Consider the following 17,677-nt stretch of genomic DNA (forward strand, 5'->3'; position numbering starts at 1 on the left):
CCGCCTGGGATCAAGCGGCCGGACGATCCCGCAAAGGCCGGGCGCCGGTCCATGCCATGTTCATGGCACCGGCCGGTCCTTGCAGCCGCGGTACCCCCATCTTCATGGCATGTATCCGCGCCCCGTCTTTTGTCATTCAGGCTGCACCTCGGCTGCGAAATCCGGTGATTGCATCGGGACGCCGAACGGGAAGCAGGAGAGCAAGAATGTCGAAGAGAGCTGGAGCGCTGAGCGCAAGGCTGACGGTCATGGCACTGACGGTCACGGCGCTCGCGGGCGCGGCGATGGTGTTGCTGGGCACGAGCCCGGCGCAAGCGGTGGTCTATTGCAAGACCGTCGGCGTGCCCAAGGGTTGCGTGGTGCGGCCGACGGCGGCGGTGGTGGTCGCCCCGGGAGCGCCGGTTGCCGCGGCGGCGGTCGCAACGCCCGGCGTCGGCGCGCCCGGTGTTGGCGTCCGCGCGGGAACGCCGATGAATCGCGGCGGCCCGGTCAACCGCGTCGGCAGGCGCTGATATTTCCATTGGATTGATTGCATTGCTTCGGGCCAACGGGGCCTGCGGATGAACACCCCCCGTCCTCCGCAGGCGGATTTACCCGGCCCGTCCCCTCTCTCCGTGCGCCCCACACGTTCGGGGAGGGGGCTTTTCAGCCCGCGGCTGCGTCGCTGTCGGGGAAACGCTGCGGCAATTGCAGCCGCACGCGCGTGCCGGAGGCATCCGAACTCAGATCGAGCGCCGCACCGCAGCGCGCGGCGCGGCTTCTCATGTTGCGCAGGCCGCGCGCGGTCTGGCCGTTGCGTCCGGCCTCGTTATTTTCGTTCGGTGCAAAGCCCTGGCCGTCGTCGGTCACGCTGATTACGCCGTACGGCCCCTGGCCTGCGTCGAGCGTGTCGATGGTGACCGCGATGCGGCGAGCCTGCGCGTGCTTGACCGCATTGGTCACGGCCTCGTCGAGGATGCGTACGATCTGGATGACGTGCCATGGCCGCAGTTCCGGATGCAGCGGCAGTCCCTGCGGCGTCGCCACGCGCCAGTCCAGCGTGATGTCGTGCGGCCGCAATTGCGCGCTCGCGCGTTCGCGCCAGGAGCCGAGGGCGAGCATCAGGTCGCCGCCGATGTCGTCCATGGAATCGATGACGAGACGCAGATCCTTCAACGCGGCACGGGCAGCGTCGGTGATGGTCGCGCCCTCATGGCCACGCTCGGAGAGCGCGACGATGCTGACGAGCTGGCCGCCGAGGCCGTCATGCAGGTCGCGCATCAGGCGCGTGCGCTCGTTGGCAAGGGCGGCGGCGCGTGCGCGCTCCTCCTCGCGGGCAAAGCTCGCCTTCAGCCGCTCCTCGGCCTCCCGCACGCGCGTCACGAGCTGGCCGGCAAAGCTGTCGACCTGGTTCAAGGCGCGGGCGAAGCGCCAGGTCAGCCCGGCGCCGATCGCGACCAGCATCGCCGAATAGGACAGGCGGGAGACGAAGATGCGTTCGTTGCTCACGATCTCGAACACCGTGAGCATGTCCTTGATCCAGCAGACCAGCACGATGGTCACGGCGCACCCGATCATGAAGCTTGCCGCATCCTGCCGCCGCACCACGGCGGTCGCGGTGACGCAAGCCATCACGAAAAGGCAAAGCCCGACCGTTGGGATGCCGAGCACCAGAAACAGGATGCGCGGTAGCGGCGGGCCGCCGATCAGCCCGACCACGAACACGACGATTCCCGGCGCGAACACCAGCGTGCCGTAGCGAGGCCAGCGCCAGCCGAAGAACAGCACGCCGAACATCACGACCAGCGCGCTCTCGATCGGCGCGGACGCCAGCAGCACGGCGGCGAGCCGCGACGTGGCGGCCGGCGGCACCGGCGGAGGCGCGAACGCCTGCACCACGCCGAGCACCATCGCGGTCGCCAGCACGCCATAAACCGGCTCGCGGCGCCGCATCAGCCACATGATCGCGAGGATGACGGCCAGGATCGACTGCCATGCCGAGAACACCACCGGCAGGGTGACGAACAGCAGGGTGCGCGTCTCATAGGCCGGGCGCAAGGCGACATCCGGCCCGACATAGACGGTGTCGAGAAAGCCCTTGAGCGGTCCCCACACGAACAGCCGCACCGTGATCTCGTTGCTGCCATCGCGCAGCAGCGAGGCGGGGATGGCTGCGATCTCAGGCGTGTTGCGGTCGGGCCGGTTGGCATTGGCATCGCGCCGGGAGTCGAGCACGACGACGCCGTTGACGGCAACCTCCACCGCGTTGCTGAAGCGTGGCAGGTACACCGACCAGCCCGCGGCTGCATCGTCGCGCCGGAAAGAGAAGGCGCCGGCGTAAAACGGCGGGTCGGCCAGGGAATAGCGCGACGACGTGAAATGCGGCAGCGTCACGGGGCGAGTCAGGCCGTCTTCGCGCGCCGAAAAATCGCTCACCGCGAAATCGTCAGGGTCGCTCGGCTGCAGCAGCCGCAGCCCGAGGATGGTGACGATGACGATCAGGACCTGGAGCAGCAGATAGGGCACGAGGCGCGAGGCGATCAGCTGGCGCCGCGGTCGCGTCGGTGCCGTCGTCGTTGCCTTGGTAGTTGCCTTTGTAATTGCCTTGGCCAGGACCTCGCTCACAGCTTGATCAGGCCCTGCTGCACCGCCTCGAACACCGCTTCGCTGCGCGTGTGCACCTCGAGCTTGCGGTAGATGTTCTTGATATGGCCGGGCACGGTCTGCTTGGACAGGCCGAGATGGCTCGCGATCTCGGCATAGCTGAAGCCTTTTGCGATGCCCCAGAGGATGTCGATCTCGCGCGGCGTCAGCTTCGCGGTGTTGAGCACGGGCCCGGGTGGCGGCTCTGCCGAGTTCTGCGCGGCGCCTTGCGTTCTGCGCACGATGAAGCGGGCGATCGAGGCCGAGATCGGCGAATGGCCGGCGACCAGATCGCGCACGGTGGTGGCGATGTCGGTTGGGAAGGCGTCCTTGAGCAGATAGCCGGTGGCGCCGACGGTGATCGCGGAGATCACGCTTTCCTCGTCTCCGAGCGCCGAGATCACCATGATCTCGGTGTCGGGGAAGCGCTGCCTCATCTCGCGGATCAGCTCGATGCCGTGGCCGTCGGGCAGCCGCAGATCGGTCAGCAGCACGCGGGGCGCGCCGCCGGCGAGCGCGGCACGGGCTTCGCCGAGCGTGCCGGCGCTTCGCACCTCGTAGCCGGCCTTGACCAGCGCGTCCTGGAGCCGCCAGCAGGTCGGTGCGTCGTCCTCGACGAGGAGGATGGTGATGATTTCACCCGTCTCGCCCTGTTCGGTCATGATCATGGTCCCGCACCCGCGTGTCCCCCGCGGCGCAAGGACAAGTTTAGCCGGTGAGGGGATGCCGTGACACCCATAATCATGGGGGCGGGAGCGACGGTCCCCCGGGTCAGCGCGGGTCGAAATGAGAGAACGTATCCTTGCTCAGAAGGACATCGACACGGTGCACGCTGGCCGCTTCGGCCAGGATGGCGTTCATTCGCGTCACGTCGCGAAAGATGTCGCCGCCGCCGCCCTCCACGTGGGCCTGGCGCCCCGCCAGATCGGGAAACGCTTCGAAGATGCCAAAGCTCGTCTGTGAAAAGCGAACGGCGAACCAGGGGCCGGTTGCGGGTTCGTCTTCGACGCATGCGCGAATGTCGCGCAACATCTGCACGACGGCCTCCTCCTGGCCAGGGCGGGCTTCGATCTGAATGAAGAACGCCTTGCGGCCTTCAGGGCCTTGCTCTCCCAGCACCTGCACGCCCTTGTGGGGAGCGGGCGAGCTGGTCGAGGTCTGCGATGAGGGCAATTGGGTCATGGGCGCGGCTCCTGGGTTAATGCGCCCTCTGTAGGATATCGCCTGCCGCGCGAGGTGCCGGAACGTCGGCATTCCTTGCCTAATCGTCCAGGTCGGCTTTCAGGTCAGCTTTACTTCGCGGATCGTCATGGCCAGAATTGCCGCCATGTCGCACGATCTGAAGCAGGCCATCCTGCGCTACACCGGAGAGCACAAGCGAGCGGAGGGCGTCACCGTCACGCCCGTCCACGGCCTGTACCTGGTCAGGCACACGGCACCGAGCGAATTGGAGCACACCTTGGCGCACCCATTAGTGTGCCTGGTCTTGCAGGGTTGCAAGCGAGTGACCACGGGCAGGGGCGTGTCATCCTATGCTGCGGGGTCGACGATGATCGTCACGAGCAGCCGGCCGGAGGCGACTCGAATCAGCAAGGCGAGTCCCGCCGTTCCCTACCTGGCGATCGCACTGGACCTCGATCCCACCGTGGTCACGGATCTGATCACGAGGGCACCCGAATTCCATTCATCGCGAGCCGCGCCTGAGACAAGCGAGGAGCTGCGCGATGCCTTCCGTCGGCTGGTGCTGCTGTTGGATCGGCCACAACCACTCGCGATGCTGAAGGATGGTCTGATCCGGGAAATTCACTATTGGCTGCTGCTTGGCCGCCAGGGCGCCGCCATCCGCAACCTGGGTCTGTCCGACAGCCACGCGCAACGCATCGCACGCGCCGTGGCGATGCTGCGCGCCGACCACGCCCGGCCCGTGCAGGTCGAGCGCCTGGCGGCGGCGGCTGGCATGAGCCGCTCGGCGTTTCACCAGCATTTTCGTGCCATCACGTCGCTGTCGCCGCTGCAGTTTCAGAAACATCTCAGGTTGATCGAGGCGAGACGCTTGATTTTGGAGGGGAAGACCTTGAGCCAGGTGGCCTTCAAGGTGGGCTACGTCAGCCCCTCGCAGTTCAGCCGCGAATACACCCGCATGTACGGGCAGCCGCCCAGCGTGGACAAGAAGGCCGCATCTGACCAGTGGAGAAAACACGACGCTGGCGAGGCGGTCGCGGCGCGATTGGGCTGACCGCCCAATCTTGCAAAGCCGTGGATTCACACCCCGGCCGGCTCACGACAGATCGACCCGCGGCGGCGGATAGCGGCGCGCCAGCATCGACAGCGACAGACGCCGTTCGTCCTCCGGCAGCTCCAGATAGGCCAGCACGAGCGGCCGCTTCCAGTCGCCGATACCGAAATCCATCGCCCTCCATTTCTGCGGCTCGGGGCCTTCGAGACCCCGGACCCAGACGAAATAGCGGGGAAGGTCGTCGGCGTCCGTCGTGCGTGTCCTGGCCATCAAACTGTCCGCGGCATCGGGTCGGTTGCTACCGGATATAGGGATTGGCGTGGCGAAGTCGAAGCCTCGGGAGAGCGTAATCTCTCCTCCTCGTCATTGCGAGGAGCCCTTGCGGCGAAGCAAACCAGACCGTCTCCGCAGACGCATTCCTGGATTGCTTCGCTGCGTTCGCCACGACGATGTGGAGGCACGCGGGCTAAGAGGGGCCAAGAACATGGTTCTCGGCCGGAGCGCGGCCAGCCCGAACGCGCCGTTGCGGGGTTGAAAAATTCTGCTTGACCGAAATTCGGAAATATCGTGTGTCGCGTTCATCCTGGCCCATGGACAAGGGGCGTTTCGCGATCAGCCCTGTCCGCTGCTTCTGCCGATCAGCGCCACAAGTCGCAGGTCGCCACGCGATTGATGTCGGCGAGGCGCCGCGCGGCATCTCCGTGCAGATCGAGGCTCTCGACCAGCGTCAGCAGGCGACGATAGGCGCCGTCGGCGACCTCGACCGGAAGCGGCGCCTCGTCAAAGGCCTCGACATAGCTGCCGACGATGCCGCTGAGCAGGCGGCACAGGCCGCGCTGCGCGGGATCGCGCCGGCCGAGCGTCTCGAGCTTGTGCTGGAAGGTCTGAAAAGTCCGCAAACCGTGGTGCTGTTGCGAAAGCCACGCGTGCAGGTCGTTCATATGAGCTCCTTCGATTAACGGAAGAAGCTACCGGTTTATACAGGTGGGATGTGACGATGGGAAGGGGAGCTGTGTCGAGACAGTCCGTCTTCGCCAAGAGGCCACGCCGGACACGCTTGGCCCTTCACCTTCAGCGTGGCTGCGCCACGCGTAGCCCGAAGGGCGAAGCGTGGTGCCCCTGGCCGGAATCGAACCAGCACTCCTTGCGGAACTCGATTTTGAGTCGAGCGCGTCTACCAGTTCCGCCACAGGGGCCCTCGGTCGGCCCTGGAAGGGAGCGTCGCGAAGCCGGCGGACTATAGCCATGGACAAAGCGGGGTCAACCCGCGCCAAAGTGATGTCCGCCGTTCTCGACAGCCGCTTGGACCGGAGCTAGAGGCTTAAGGGCGCGACCCCCAGGAAAGAGGCTGCCGTGACGACCCAGAGTGCCGCCATACCTGCATTCAAGCCGGCTGCCGGCGGCCCCGCGCTGACGGCCTCGCTGCTCGTCACGCTGATCGCGGCCGTGACCATCGCGGGCGCCTGGTTCTTCCAGCTCGTGCTGGAGATCCTGCCCTGTCCGCTCTGCCTCGAGCAGCGCTACGCCTATTACCTCGTGATTCCCCTCGGTGCGCTCGCGGCGCTTGCCGCGCGAAGCGGCGCGCCGCGGCCGCTGCTGCTGGCGGGGCTCGCAATCCTCGCGCTCGCGACGCTCGCCAATGCCGGGCTCGGCACCTACCATTCCGGCGTCGAATGGGGATTCTGGAAGGGGCCGACCGATTGCACGGGTCCCGTCGTCAACCTCGGCAACGCCGGCGATCTCTTTTCGCGGCTCGATACCGTGAAGGTGGTGCGCTGCGACGAGGTGCAATGGCGTTTCCTCGGTCTCTCGCTCGCCGGCTACAACGTGCTGATCTCGCTGTTGATGGCCGCGATCGCCGCGTGGGGATTTGTGCGGACGGCGCAGCGCTGAAGCTCAATCGTCGACGTCGTCTTGCGTGCGTCCGAACAGGTGCACGATGCCTGGCGTTGCGATCGTCACGAACACGAAACGCGACAAATGATGGGCGCCGACGAAGATCGGGTCGATGTGCAAGGTCAGCGCCAGCGCCAGCATGGCATCCATCGCGCCCGGCGCGAAGGCGACCACGACGTCGGAGAATTTGACCTGCGTGGTAAGCGCAATGATGCCGACGAAAATGGCGGAGACGGCGATCGCGACCGTGAATGAGCCCAGCGCCGCGCTGAGGTGACCGGCAAGGGTCTTGATCCGCATCCGCGCGAAACGGCTGCCGATCAGGGCGCCGATCCCGACCAGCGCGACGCCGCGCACCCAGTCCGGCAGGCCGCCCTCGACCCAGCCCGCGCCATGCAGCACGCTGGAGGCGATCATGGCGCCGAACATCCAACTCGCCGGAAACCTGATCAGCCGCAGGACCAGCGCCATTACAAGTGAGGCCGCGGCCAGCTCCACGAGGTCGAGCGGCGAGGCAATGATCGACGTCGTCAGCGACGGCGCGGCGGAGGGGGCGACGCCCGCGAGCGCGAGCACGATCGGCAGCGCGGCGGTAAGGATGATGACGCGCATGGTCTGCACCACCGCGATGCCCGGCAGGTCGGCACCCCGCTCGACCGCCAGGATCGTGATCTGCGACAGGGCGCCGGGGCTGCCGGCCAGGAAGGCCGAGGTGCGGTCCCAGCCATGGATGCGCTGGAGGTAGTAGCTCGAGCCGAAGGTCGAGCAGAAGGTCGCGAGCGCAAGCAACCCGATGGTGAGGGGATAGGCACTGAGCTGCTGCAGCAGATGGCGCGAGACCACCGAGCCCAGCGAAATCCCGAGCAGCACCAGCACGGTCTGGGTCAGGAGCGGCGGCAGCGACAATTGGCGGCCGGCGATGGCAGCGATGCCGACCGCGATCATCGAGCCCGAGATCAGCCCGCCCGGCAGCCCGGCGAAGAGAAACACCAGGCCTCCGGCGGTGCCGACGACGAGCGTCTCCGCCGTGCTCAAGAGCTTGGCGCGGCTCGGCCATTCGAACGGCAGGGAGGCGGTGATCTGCTTCACGCCGCCTTATCGCAAATCGGCGCGAGGCGCACAATTGCAGGCTCGTCATGCCGCAATGCGTGCGCCTCGCGCCGGCGCGCGTGGAGGGTCGCGAGGGTTACTTCTTGTCGGCGGCAGGGGCGGCGGGCGCGGCGGTGCCGGACCTCGCTTCCTTCTTGCACTCGCGACGGAATTTCTTGCGCTCCTTGCCCTTCAGGCCCTTGGCGTCCGCCTGCTTGGAGCACTCGATCGACTCGGCCGTGCGCTCCTTCGTCGCCTTCGCGGCCTCTGTCTTCACATCGGTCTTCACATCGGTCTTGGCCGCCGGCGCGGTGGTCTGCGCGAAGGCGGTGCCGGTGACGAGCAGGGAGGCGAGGGCGACGGCGGCGAGGCGGGAGGCGAGGGTCATGGTGTTGCACTCTATCTTGCGAGAATTGCGAGGGATTGCGAACGTCGGCTCGGATTGCTGAACGCGACATGAATAATCTGAACGAGGCCGTCACTATATTTTGGCGGCAGCAGTCGTCGCATCCTTGTCGCAAGCAGCCGACACGCTAGGATAGCAAGTGTTATTTTGCTCCCCGTCGGGAGAAGACCAAGGAGGAGACCCAGGGATGACCATTCAATCAAGATGGCTGTGCGCGGTTGCGTTGTCGGGATTTGCGGCGCTCGCGCTGTCGGCACCGGCGCAGGCGCTGACCTCGCAGGAATGCAGCGCGAAATACCAGGCTGCCAAGAAGGACGGCTCGCTCGGCACGATGAAGTGGAATGACTTCCGCAAGGCCCAGTGCGGTGCGGATGCGACGCCGGCCGCCGCGCCGACTGCGGCTGCGCCCGCTGCTCCGGCCGCTCCCACTGAACCGAAGCAGGCGAAGAAGGAGGCGGCCCCCGCCGCCGCGCCGACCCTGCCGGCCGGTCCCGCGATCTATCCGAACGCGGTCGATCCGAAATACGCCAAGGAGACCCCCGGCAAGGCGCGGATGCACACCTGCGTCGACCAGTACAATGCCAACAAGACCACCAACGGCAATGGCGGCTTGAAGTGGATCCAGAAGGGCGGCGGCTACTACAGCGAATGCACCAAGAAGCTGAAGGGCGCCGCCTGAGTTTCGACATGACGCGATGGCCGGAGCAAAGCTCCGGCCATCTTGCTTAGTGCAGCAGCTTCTCGGCCGATTTCGCCACCAGCTGCGATCGCTTGCGCGGGCCGCGCTCGACGAACAACAGGCTCTGGCCGAAGATGAAGCAGTAGAACAGGAAGGCCTGTGCCTCGGCCGCCTCGGCGTCGAGCCCGGTCGCGCGATAGAGCTCGGCCACGTGCTTGAGCCGCGCGGCATCGACGCTTGCCACGGCCGCCGCGGCGGTCTCGTCCGAGCGGGCCCATTGCCGGATCGCGAGCTCGATCGCCATGGCTTCCGGATTGAGCCGCTCCGAATAGAGCTGGATCACCGCCTTCAGCCGTTCGCGGGGCTCCTCGCCGTCGAGGCGCGTCTGCTGCGCGATCGACGCGGCGCGGCCCTCGCGCCAGCGCTGCAGCATGGCCTCGAGCAGCGCTGCGCGGTCGGCGAAGCGGCGGTAGAAGCCGCCCTTGGTGACGCCGAGATTCTTGGCGAGCACCTCGACCCTGACACCCTCGACCCCCGAGCGGGCGAGCTCGGCAAACCCAGCCTCGACCCAGACGTCGCCCCTGCCGTCGCTCATGAAGTAGGCCTCTCGGATTCTTGATACGGTGCCGTATTGCTAACCCGCCGCCACCCTGATACGCTACCGTATCAAAATCAAAAGACGCACGAGGGCAGGGAATGGCGATGGAGCAGGAGGCAACCTATCGCGGGACGGTTTATCCGTGGCAGTGCGATCACGTCGGCCACATGAACATCATGTGGTATGTCGGCAAGTTCGACGAGGCCAACTGGAATCTGTTCGCGCGCCTCGGATTGACGCCGAGCCACCTGCGGTCCTCCGGCCGCGGCATGGCCGCCGTGCAGCAGAACATCGCCTACCGGCGCGAGCTGCTCGCCGGCGACATCGTCGAGATCCGCAGCCATCTGCTCGAGGTTCGCGACAAGTCGATCCGCTTCCGGCATGACATGACGAACGCCGAGACCGGCGAGATCGCCGCGATTTGCGAGATCACCGGCGTGCACATGGACCGGAGCCAGCGCAAATCGGCGCCGTTCACCGATGCCGTCCGCGAGACCGCCTTGCGGCATCTCGCCGAGCCGGCCGAGGCTTGAACCATGGCTGCGTTCGAGCCGAAGAACCCGGGCTATCGGGCAGCGGCCATCGCCATGTTCGATGCCCAGCCGGCGATGCACACCCTCGGCATCGTGATTGTCCGCCTTGCACCGGGCGAGGTCGAGCTGGCGATGCTGCATTCGCCTGCATTCACCCAGCAGAACGGCTTTGTTCACGCCGGCATCATCACCGCCGGGCTGGACAACGCCTGCGGCGCTGCCGCCTTCACCCTGATGCCGCGCGAGGCGGATATCCTCACCGTGGAGTTCAAGACCACGCTGCTGGCGCCGGCCCGGGGCGAGCGCTTCGTGTTCAAGGCCGAGGTCGTCAAGCCCGGCCGCACGCTGACCTTCTGCGAGGCCAGGGCATTCGCCGAGCATGACGGCAAGACCACGCCGATCGCCACGATGACCGCGACATTGATGGCAATGCTTCCGCGCATTGCTGCCTCGCCCGCGCCGGCCCCGTCCGGCGCATAGCCGCAATTGACAAGCCTGCCGGCCCATCCCTTCATGCGGCGGTCATGCTTGCAAGTCTCGGCCTCATCCTGCTGTGCCAATTGATCGGCGAAGCCGTCGTGCGCGGCCTCGGCCTGCCCCTGCCGGGCCCCGTGCTCGGCCTGCTGCTGCTCCTGGTCCTGCTGCTCGTGCGCGACCGGGTTGCGTTGATCGCGCGCGGGCCGCTCGGCGGCGACGGCGTGGAGACGACAAGCAAGGGCCTGCTTGCCCATCTCTCGCTGCTGTTCGTGCCGGCCGGCGTCGGCGTGGTGCAGAAGCTCGATCTCCTCGCGGCCCACGGCATCGCCATCGTTCTGGTGCTCGCCCTCTCCGTGGTCGTCACGCTGCTTGCGACCGTGCTGACCTTTCGACTGGTCAGCCGCCTGTTGAAGCAACAGGACGCGCCATGAGCGACAATCCGTTCTCGCTGTGGGTCTATCTCTCGCAGTCGCCGCTGCTCTGGCTGACCGTGACGCTGCTGGTCTATGCGGCCACGGATGCGGTGTCGCTGGCGACGCGGCGCCATCCGCTGGCCAATCCCGTGCTGCATGCGATGTGGATCATCGGCGCGTTCCTGCTGCTGACCGGCACCTCCTACACGACCTATTTTGCCGGCGCGCAATTCGTGCATTTCCTGCTCGGGCCTGCAACCGTCGCGCTCGCCGTGCCGCTCTACGAGAACCGCAAGCGCGTGGTCGCCTCCATCGTGCCGATGCTGGTGGCGCTGGTCGCGGGCTCGGTCACCGCCGTGGTGTCGGTGGTGCTGCTGGCCGAGCTTGCCGGCCTTCCCCGCGAGGTGGTGCTGTCGCTGGCGCCGAAATCGGTCACCGCGGGCGTTGCCATGGGCATCGCCGAATCCCTGCATGCCGATCCCTCGCTGGCGGCCGTCGCGGTGATCCTCACAGGCATCATGGGCGCCATCATCGTGACGCCGCTGATGAACCGCACCGGCATCACCGATTACCGTGCCCGCGGATTCGCAGCCGGCCTTGCGGCCCATGGCATCGGGACCGCGCGCGCGTTCCAGGTCGACGAGATCGCGGGCGTGTTTTCGGGTATCGCCATGAGCTTGAACGCCTTGGTGACCTCGTTCCTGGTCCCCCTGGCCGTCACGCTGCTGGTGCGATGACATCGCCGCCGCGACACTCTATATGACCTGTAACAATTCCCACTCCCGAACCGTATCGACGGAGATGGGACCGAAACGGGACGAGATATGGCCGGATTCAAGAACAAGGCATTTGAGCCGACGCGGCGCACGGCTCTGACGCTGATCGGGGCGAGCGCCCTTGCGGCGGGCGGGATCAACTCTGCGCTGGCAGCCGCTGGCGACGACGAGGTGTTGACCGAAGCCAAGGTGCTGCGCGATCCCGATACGCCCGTCGCCGGCAATCCCGATGGCAACATCACCATCGTCGAATGGTCTGATTATAATTGCCCCTATTGCCGCAAGCTCGAGCCCGAGCTGCGCCAGGTCGTTCAGGACGACGGCAAGGTGCGACTGGTGATGAAGGATTGGCCGATCCTCGGGCCGGTCTCGGTCACGGCGGCGCGGTCCGCGCTCGCGGCGAAATTCCAGGACAAGTATCATAAGGCCCATGACGCCATGATGGGCGTCAGCTCGCGCCTGACCGAGTCGCGCATCAACGAGCTGCTGGCGGCGGCCGGCGTCGACATGGACCGCCTGAAACGCGATCTTGCCGGCCGGGGCAGCGACATCGATGCGCTGCTCAAGCGCAACAACGAGCAGGCCGAGGCCTTCGGCTTCAACGGCACCCCGTCTTTCATCGTCGGCAAGTACCGTGTGCCCGGTGTGCTCAGCATGGCCGAGTTCGAGCAGGTCATCGCCGATGCCCGCAAGGCCAAGATGAACTGACGCGCACGGCGTCGATCGGCGCCGACACGTCGATCGCAGCCAACACAAAGGCGCCGCCGCGGTGTTCGCGACGGCGCCTTGTTCATGATACGGCGTCGTTACTTCGACGAGATCCGGACCCAGTCCTTGTGCGCGCGATCGCGCAGCGCATCCCAATCCGCCTTCGCCACGTCCCAGTTCACGATGGTGCGATTGGTGGTCGCGACCTGGCCGTTGGCGACGGACGACGTCTGCATGGAATCATAGACGTAGACGCCGCCCGCGAGCAGCAACGCGCCCAAAATCATCCCTAAAAACGTCTGCATTTGCGAACCTCCGATGACGGGCGATAACGTCGGTGGGGCTGGACGGTTCCGTGCTGGTCCCGGGGGAGTTCGGCCCGGATCGGCCCTACGGGGCGTGGATTAACGGAAGCAGGTTGGCTATATTTGAAATCAATGACGAACGATGCATCCGCAAGCCTGATCGACAAGCTCGGTCGCAAGTACGTCTGGTGGCGACCGGTCGACGGATTGCCATTCTCCGAGGATCGCGTCGTCGCGCAGATCATGAACTTCGGCACATACGACGATATTCTCCAGCTGGAGGCCGCGCTGGGTACCGCCCGCCTCTCAGACATCATGCTTCACGCTGAGCCGGGTTGGTTCAACGATCGCTCCTGGGAATTTTGGCGCGGGCGCCTTTCCCTCGCAACGGGGACCGAGCTGCCGGACAAGGCCCCACGAAGAGCCTTCGATGCAGCAACGCTTTGAGCCGAAACTGTCGATCTTGCCCGCCGCTCAACGCGAAATTTGGCCCCTGCTTGTCCCTTCACGGAAGTTGCAGCTTGTCCTCTACGGCGGAACTGCCGTTGCCCTTCAATTGGGGCACCGAGAGTCGCTCGATTTCGACTTCTTCTGCTCTGCTCCATTGGATAAGGACGAAGTCCGTGCGCAATTCGACTTCGTCAAGGGTGCGGCCATCCTTCATGATGCGCCCAATACACTGGTTGTCTCGACCACCATGCCCTCAGGCTCAGTGAAAGTCTCATTCTTCGGACGCATCGGCTTCGGTCGCATCAACGACCCGATGCAAGTGGCTGATGGCACCATGTTTGTAGCATCGCTTGAGGACTTGCTGGCCACCAAGCTCGAGGCGACGCTCGACCGCGCCGAAGCCAAGGACTATCTGGACATTGCTGAAATGATCTCCGCGGGTGTGTCGTTGCCGCGCGGAATCTCGGCATTCCGGGAGATGTTTGGCGGCGAACCAGCGCAAGTGCTGCGCGCAATAGGTTTCTTCGAAGATGGAGATCTTCGAGCTCTGAGTGCGAGCGATCGCCGGATCCTGCGGGAGTCCCGAGATCGCGTAGGGGTGTTACCCGATGTGTCTCTCAAGCAGGGCTTATTGTGATGACTGCTAAGCGGCATTCAGCCACTGCATCAGCGCCGCGTTGATCTCGCGCGGATAGGTGTGGCTGAGATCGTCGATCTCGCGATAGGTGACATCGGCGCCGGCGGCTGCGAGCGCCGCCTGCGTCTGGCGCGCTGTCTGCACGGGAAACATCCAGTCGAGCTTGCCGTGGGTGATGAAGATCGGCAGCCTCTGCAGGCGCGTGGCGTCCGCCATCTCCGCCATCAGCGGATGGAAGGTTGCCGAGACCGGGGCGAGATGGGTGAAGGGCGAAGCGGCTTCAAGCCCGCTCACGTAACAGAAGGTGCCGCCATCGCTCATTCCGGTCAGCAGCATGCGCGAGGCATCGACGGTCCAGCGGCTGCGCACGGCTTCGAGGATGCGCATGAGATTGGGCGTATCGGCATCATCGCCCATCAGCGCCCAGGTCGAGCCCATCGCGGTCGGCGCCACCAGGATCGCGCCGAGGCTGCGCGCATCGCGCAGCCAGCTCCACAGAAAACCGCGTCCGTTGCCGCTGCCGCCATGCAGCGCCATCACCAGCGGCATGGCGCGATCCTGCGTGTAATACTCGGGCACGTAGACCGAGAAGCCGCCGCGGCTGCCGGGCTCGTTGTGATCGTGCAAGATGCCGGTGTCTTCGCGCGTGCCGGCTTCGAGCCGGGATAACAGGTCCGCATCGTCGCGATGGGCGGCGTTGAGGAAGAAGCTGCTTACCGGCGGAAACTGCGCCGCAAGGGGATAAAGCGCCTCCTGCGCGCGCGGCAGATGGCGCAGCGCGCGGAACACCGCGACGAGATCGCCATGGCCGCGCCCGACCTCACGGATGCCGGCAAAGGCGGCGAGCGTCTCGTCGCAGGCGCGATTCAGTTGCGCGCGCAAGCCGGCGAACTGCTCCGGCCAATCCCCGATCGCAGCGCGTGCCGTCTGCAGCGCCTCGTCCGGCGTGCCGATTGCGTTCATGACGGAGGCAAACGCCGGCGGATGCAGATTACGGGCAAAGAAGCCGAGCGCCTCCAGCGCGTTCAGCAGCGGCGGAAGCACGGCCACGATGTCGTCGATCACGGCCTCGCTCATTGCAGCTTCCTTGGCGGCGTCCTTCAGCGGGGAGTCAATGCAGCTTCGGTGCCTTCAACAGCTTGAAGCGATCGGTCGAGGTCACCGTGACGTCGAAGGTGACGCCTTCGTGGTGCACGGTCAGCGGCACGTCGACACCGGCGGCGCCGAGCGACCACATCTTCTTGTAGAATTCGGTCTGGCTCGTGACCTTGTCGCCGTCGACGGCGAGGATGACGTCGCCGGTCTTGAGCTCGGCGCGCGCGGCCGGGCCGTTGGCGGAGATTCCGATCACCACTACGCGGTTGTCGATGTCGGTCGAGAACAGCCCGAGCCATGGCCGCGCCGGCTTGTTGACGCGGCCGAACTTGCGCAGATCTTCCAGGATCGGCTTCAACAGGTCGATCGGCACGATCATGTTGACGTGCTCGGCCTTGCCGTCGCGTTCGCGATCCAGCTGAAGCGAGCCGATGCCGATCAACTCGCCGCGCTCGTTGAGCAGCGCGGTGCCACCCCAGTTCGGATGCGCGGGATAGGTGAAGATGGCTTCGTCCAGCAGGTATTCCCAATAGCCGGCGAATTCCTGCTTGGCCACGATCTGGCTCGCGACGGAGCGCGTGCGGCCGCCGGTGCCGCCGACCACGACGCGGTCGCCGATTCGGGTTGCTGCCGAGTTGCCGAGCGGCAAGGGCTCGACGTCGAGCGCACCGAGCGCCTGCACGAGGCCGAAGCCGGTGACGGAATCGAAGCCGAGCGCATGCCCTTCGACCACCCGTCCGTCGGCGAGATGCAGCCACACCGATTCCGCCTCGGTGATGAGATAGCCGATGGTGAGCACGAGGCCGTCATCAATCACGACGCCGTTGCCCGCGCGTTCGGTGCCCAGCGTTTCGGCGCTGAAGGCGTCCGGCGGGATGATGGCGTGCAGGCCGACGACGGATGCGAGCGCGCGGTCGAGATCGAAACCGTAGTCGCTCGCACGCGGCTGATTGGCCGGCGGCACTCTCCATTCGGTCAGGGTGGTCATGGAGTTCTCCTGGCTGAGTGCATCGCTCCGGGATTGCTGCAGAGCGGCGCGCGACGCACGCATAATTTAGGCCGGGGGAGGCCGTCTTGAAAGCCTCGTTCCCCAACTATTCGTGAGAACGCCGCGTGAAATCTTCGAAAGGCGCGGGGAACGCGCACGGCGGCAGGCGTCCCCTCGATCCGGCACGTGCCGCATGGCTGGTGTCCGGCGAGGTGCTAGGCGCCGTGCAGTGAAGCTGCTAACCATTGCCGCTTCGTTTGACCAAGGGATCACGGATCGAAGCATGGACAACCGCAGCGATATCTGGCGTGGCATCGACACGATCAAGGCGCGTTTCATCGACCTCAGCGACAAGGTCTGGGGCATGCCCGAAGTGTGCTACACCGAGGCGCGGTCCGCCGCCGAACATCTCGCCGAGCTGCGCCATCAAGGTTTCCGCATCACCGAGAAGGTCGCGGGCATTCCGACCGCGGTGATGGGCGAGTGGGGCGAGGGCGGTCCGGTCATCGCTTTCATGGGGGAATATGACGCGCTGCCCGGCCTCAGCCAGGAAGCGGGCGTCGCCGAGCATCGTCCGATCGAAGCCGGCGGACACGGCCATGGCTGCGGTCATAATCTGCTCGGTTCCGCCGCGCTGCTCGCCGCGACCGCGGTGAAGGACTGGCTCGCCGAGAACAAGGTGCCCGGTCGCGTGCGCTATTATGGCTGCCCGGCTGAAGAGGGCGGCGCAGCCAAGGCCTTCATGGTGCGCTCCGGCGCGTTCGAGGACGCCGACATCGCGATCACCTGGCATCCGCACAGCTTCTGGGAGGTCGCGGTGACGCCGTCGCTCGCCAACACGCGTGCGGACTTCATCTTCACCGGCCGCACCTCGCATGCCGCGGCCTCGCCGCATCTCGGCCGTTCCGCGCTCGATGCGGTGGAACTGATGAATGTCGGCGTGAACTACATGCGCGAACACATGCCGAGCGATGCGCGCGTGCATTATGCGTTGCTCGACACCGGCGGCATCGCACCCAACGTGGTGCAGGCCCATGCGCGGGTGCGCTATTCGATCCGCGCACGTGATCTTCCCGGCATGAACGAGCTGGTCGAGCGCGTGTCCAAGATCGCGCAGGGCGCGGCGCTGATGACGGAAACCAAGGTGGAGATGAAGATCATCTCCGCGGTCTCCAACATCCTGCCGAACGCGCCGCTGGAGCAGGCGCTGCACCGGGTCATGGAAGAGCTCGGACCGCCGCATTTCGATGATGCCGACAAGAGCTTTGCCGGCCAGATCCGCGCGACGCTGAGCGACAAGGACATCGCGTCCGTCTATTACGCGATCGGCATGGAGCCGACCGATCGGCCGCTGGCCGACTTCCTGGTGCCGCTCGATGCCAAACGCAACCCGCTGGTCGGCTCGACCGACGTCGGCGACGTCAGCTGGGTGGTGCCGACCGTGCAGGTTCACGCACCGACGGTTGCAATCGGCACGCCCTTCCACACCTGGCAGGTGGTGGCGCAGGGCAAGAGCCCGCATGCCCACAAAGCCATGGTGCAGGCGGCCAAGGCGATGGCCGGTCTCGGCATCAAGGCGCTGTCGGATCCGGAGCTGATCAAGGCGGCGAAGGCCGATTTGAAGAAGCGGACGGCCAAGACACCTTATGTCTGTCCGCTGCCGGACCACGTTGAGCCGCCGCTCGACATGTCCGTGGCGTAGAATTTCGCCTCGACATTTCGTCTGATCCGGCGAACAAATTTTTCGCAGTGCAGCGTGCAATCCAGCA

The 17,677-nt window shown here is 65.9% G+C and carries 23 protein-coding genes and 1 tRNA gene; 12 read left to right on the plus strand and 12 right to left on the minus strand.

Annotated elements, in window-relative coordinates; all coding sequences use genetic code 11:
- Positions 1–206 precede the first annotated feature (206 nt).
- Positions 207–512 (plus strand): hypothetical protein, encoded by a 306-nt coding sequence (locus XH83_RS04135; protein WP_194405810.1) that lies wholly within the window; start codon positions 207–209, stop codon positions 510–512.
- Between the two features lie 133 nt (positions 513–645).
- Here the strand turns inward: XH83_RS04135 and XH83_RS04140 are convergent, their stop codons facing one another.
- The 3 genes from XH83_RS04140 to XH83_RS04150 form a co-directional block, all read right to left on the minus strand.
- Entirely contained in the window at positions 646–2,604 is a 1,959-nt protein-coding gene (locus tag XH83_RS04140) for an ATP-binding protein (RefSeq protein WP_246776413.1), read from the minus strand.
- Positions 2,601–3,284: a response regulator transcription factor gene (locus tag XH83_RS04145; protein ID WP_194408158.1), complete on the minus strand. Its 684-nt coding sequence runs from the start codon at positions 3,282–3,284 to the stop codon at positions 2,601–2,603. The genes XH83_RS04140 and XH83_RS04145 overlap by 4 nt, the downstream gene beginning before the upstream one ends.
- A gap of 109 nt (positions 3,285–3,393) precedes the next feature.
- Complete coding sequence (locus XH83_RS04150; protein WP_194405811.1) at positions 3,394–3,804, minus strand: putative quinol monooxygenase; 411 nt, start codon at positions 3,802–3,804, stop codon at positions 3,394–3,396.
- Between the two features lie 127 nt (positions 3,805–3,931).
- On the opposite strand from XH83_RS04150, the gene XH83_RS04155 reads away from it, so the two are divergent.
- On the plus strand, positions 3,932–4,858 hold the full coding sequence (locus XH83_RS04155) for an AraC family transcriptional regulator (protein ID WP_246776414.1): 927 nt from the start codon (positions 3,932–3,934) through the stop codon (positions 4,856–4,858).
- A gap of 42 nt (positions 4,859–4,900) precedes the next feature.
- Here the strand turns inward: XH83_RS04155 and XH83_RS04160 are convergent, their stop codons facing one another.
- The 3 genes from XH83_RS04160 to XH83_RS04170 all read right to left on the minus strand — a co-directional run bounded on the left by XH83_RS04160 (position 4,901) and on the right by XH83_RS04170 (position 6,054).
- Entirely contained in the window at positions 4,901–5,128 is a 228-nt protein-coding gene (locus tag XH83_RS04160; protein ID WP_194405812.1) for a hypothetical protein, read from the minus strand.
- A 368-nt stretch (positions 5,129–5,496) separates the two neighbouring features.
- Positions 5,497–5,799: a hypothetical protein gene (locus tag XH83_RS04165; RefSeq protein ID WP_194405813.1), complete on the minus strand. Its 303-nt coding sequence runs from the start codon at positions 5,797–5,799 to the stop codon at positions 5,497–5,499.
- A gap of 170 nt (positions 5,800–5,969) precedes the next feature.
- Positions 5,970–6,054: transfer RNA gene (locus XH83_RS04170), tRNA-Leu, on the minus strand.
- A gap of 157 nt (positions 6,055–6,211) precedes the next feature.
- Between XH83_RS04170 and XH83_RS04175 the strand changes: the two genes are divergently transcribed.
- The gene (locus XH83_RS04175; protein WP_194405814.1) at positions 6,212–6,751 is read left to right on the plus strand and encodes a disulfide bond formation protein B; all 540 of its coding nucleotides are present in this window, start codon (positions 6,212–6,214) and stop codon (positions 6,749–6,751) included.
- Positions 6,752–6,754: 3 nt separating this feature from the next.
- Here XH83_RS04175 and XH83_RS04180 read toward each other — a convergent pair whose 3' ends face one another.
- Complete coding sequence (locus XH83_RS04180; protein ID WP_194405815.1) at positions 6,755–7,843, minus strand: AbrB family transcriptional regulator; 1,089 nt, start codon at positions 7,841–7,843, stop codon at positions 6,755–6,757.
- A 97-nt stretch (positions 7,844–7,940) separates the two neighbouring features.
- The gene (locus XH83_RS04185; protein WP_194405816.1) at positions 7,941–8,231 is read right to left on the minus strand and encodes a PsiF family protein; all 291 of its coding nucleotides are present in this window, start codon (positions 8,229–8,231) and stop codon (positions 7,941–7,943) included.
- Between the two features lie 205 nt (positions 8,232–8,436).
- Between XH83_RS04185 and XH83_RS04190 the strand changes: the two genes are divergently transcribed.
- Entirely contained in the window at positions 8,437–8,928 is a 492-nt protein-coding gene (locus tag XH83_RS04190) for a hypothetical protein (protein ID WP_194405817.1), read from the plus strand.
- A 46-nt stretch (positions 8,929–8,974) separates the two neighbouring features.
- On the opposite strand, the gene XH83_RS04195 is transcribed toward XH83_RS04190, so the two are convergent.
- Complete coding sequence (locus XH83_RS04195) at positions 8,975–9,523, minus strand: TetR/AcrR family transcriptional regulator (protein ID WP_194405818.1); 549 nt, start codon at positions 9,521–9,523, stop codon at positions 8,975–8,977.
- Between the two features lie 107 nt (positions 9,524–9,630).
- Between XH83_RS04195 and XH83_RS04200 the strand changes: the two genes are divergently transcribed.
- The 5 genes from XH83_RS04200 (at position 9,631) to XH83_RS04220 (ending at position 12,433) form a co-directional block, all read left to right on the plus strand.
- The gene (locus XH83_RS04200; protein WP_194408160.1) at positions 9,631–10,059 is read left to right on the plus strand and encodes a thioesterase family protein; all 429 of its coding nucleotides are present in this window, start codon (positions 9,631–9,633) and stop codon (positions 10,057–10,059) included.
- A 3-nt stretch (positions 10,060–10,062) separates the two neighbouring features.
- Positions 10,063–10,539, plus strand: coding sequence for a PaaI family thioesterase (locus XH83_RS04205; RefSeq protein WP_194405819.1), 477 nt, complete (start codon positions 10,063–10,065; stop codon positions 10,537–10,539).
- A gap of 44 nt (positions 10,540–10,583) precedes the next feature.
- Positions 10,584–10,967: a CidA/LrgA family protein gene (locus XH83_RS04210; protein WP_194405820.1), complete on the plus strand. Its 384-nt coding sequence runs from the start codon at positions 10,584–10,586 to the stop codon at positions 10,965–10,967.
- On the plus strand, positions 10,964–11,686 hold the full coding sequence (locus tag XH83_RS04215) for an LrgB family protein (protein ID WP_194405821.1): 723 nt from the start codon (positions 10,964–10,966) through the stop codon (positions 11,684–11,686). The genes XH83_RS04210 and XH83_RS04215 overlap by 4 nt, the downstream gene beginning before the upstream one ends.
- A gap of 87 nt (positions 11,687–11,773) precedes the next feature.
- Positions 11,774–12,433 (plus strand): DsbA family protein, encoded by a 660-nt coding sequence (locus XH83_RS04220; protein ID WP_194405822.1) that lies wholly within the window; start codon positions 11,774–11,776, stop codon positions 12,431–12,433.
- A 98-nt stretch (positions 12,434–12,531) separates the two neighbouring features.
- On the opposite strand, the gene XH83_RS04225 is transcribed toward XH83_RS04220, so the two are convergent.
- The gene (locus tag XH83_RS04225; protein WP_194405823.1) at positions 12,532–12,738 is read right to left on the minus strand and encodes a hypothetical protein; all 207 of its coding nucleotides are present in this window, start codon (positions 12,736–12,738) and stop codon (positions 12,532–12,534) included.
- 132 nt (positions 12,739–12,870) lie between these two features.
- Here XH83_RS04225 and XH83_RS04230 point away from each other — a divergent pair, with 132 nt between their 5' ends.
- Both XH83_RS04230 and XH83_RS04235 read left to right on the plus strand, forming a co-directional pair.
- Entirely contained in the window at positions 12,871–13,185 is a 315-nt protein-coding gene (locus XH83_RS04230; protein ID WP_210346996.1) for a hypothetical protein, read from the plus strand.
- Complete coding sequence (locus XH83_RS04235) at positions 13,169–13,825, plus strand: nucleotidyl transferase AbiEii/AbiGii toxin family protein (RefSeq protein ID WP_194405824.1); 657 nt, start codon at positions 13,169–13,171, stop codon at positions 13,823–13,825. The genes XH83_RS04230 and XH83_RS04235 overlap by 17 nt, the downstream gene beginning before the upstream one ends.
- A gap of 6 nt (positions 13,826–13,831) precedes the next feature.
- Here XH83_RS04235 and XH83_RS04240 read toward each other — a convergent pair whose 3' ends face one another.
- Together XH83_RS04240 and XH83_RS04245 are read right to left on the minus strand one after the other, a co-directional pair.
- The gene (locus tag XH83_RS04240; RefSeq protein ID WP_194405825.1) at positions 13,832–14,902 is read right to left on the minus strand and encodes a dienelactone hydrolase family protein; all 1,071 of its coding nucleotides are present in this window, start codon (positions 14,900–14,902) and stop codon (positions 13,832–13,834) included.
- 34 nt (positions 14,903–14,936) lie between these two features.
- A complete protein-coding gene (locus XH83_RS04245; protein WP_194405826.1) occupies positions 14,937–15,908 on the minus strand; it encodes a S1C family serine protease in 972 nt (323 codons plus the stop codon).
- A 283-nt stretch (positions 15,909–16,191) separates the two neighbouring features.
- Between XH83_RS04245 and XH83_RS04250 the strand changes: the two genes are divergently transcribed.
- A complete protein-coding gene (locus XH83_RS04250) occupies positions 16,192–17,610 on the plus strand; it encodes a M20 family metallopeptidase (RefSeq protein ID WP_194405827.1) in 1,419 nt (472 codons plus the stop codon).
- Positions 17,611–17,677 lie beyond the last annotated feature (67 nt).

The organism is Bradyrhizobium sp. CCBAU 53351 (assembly GCF_015291745.1).
Taxonomy (GTDB): Bacteria; Pseudomonadota; Alphaproteobacteria; order Rhizobiales; family Xanthobacteraceae; genus Bradyrhizobium.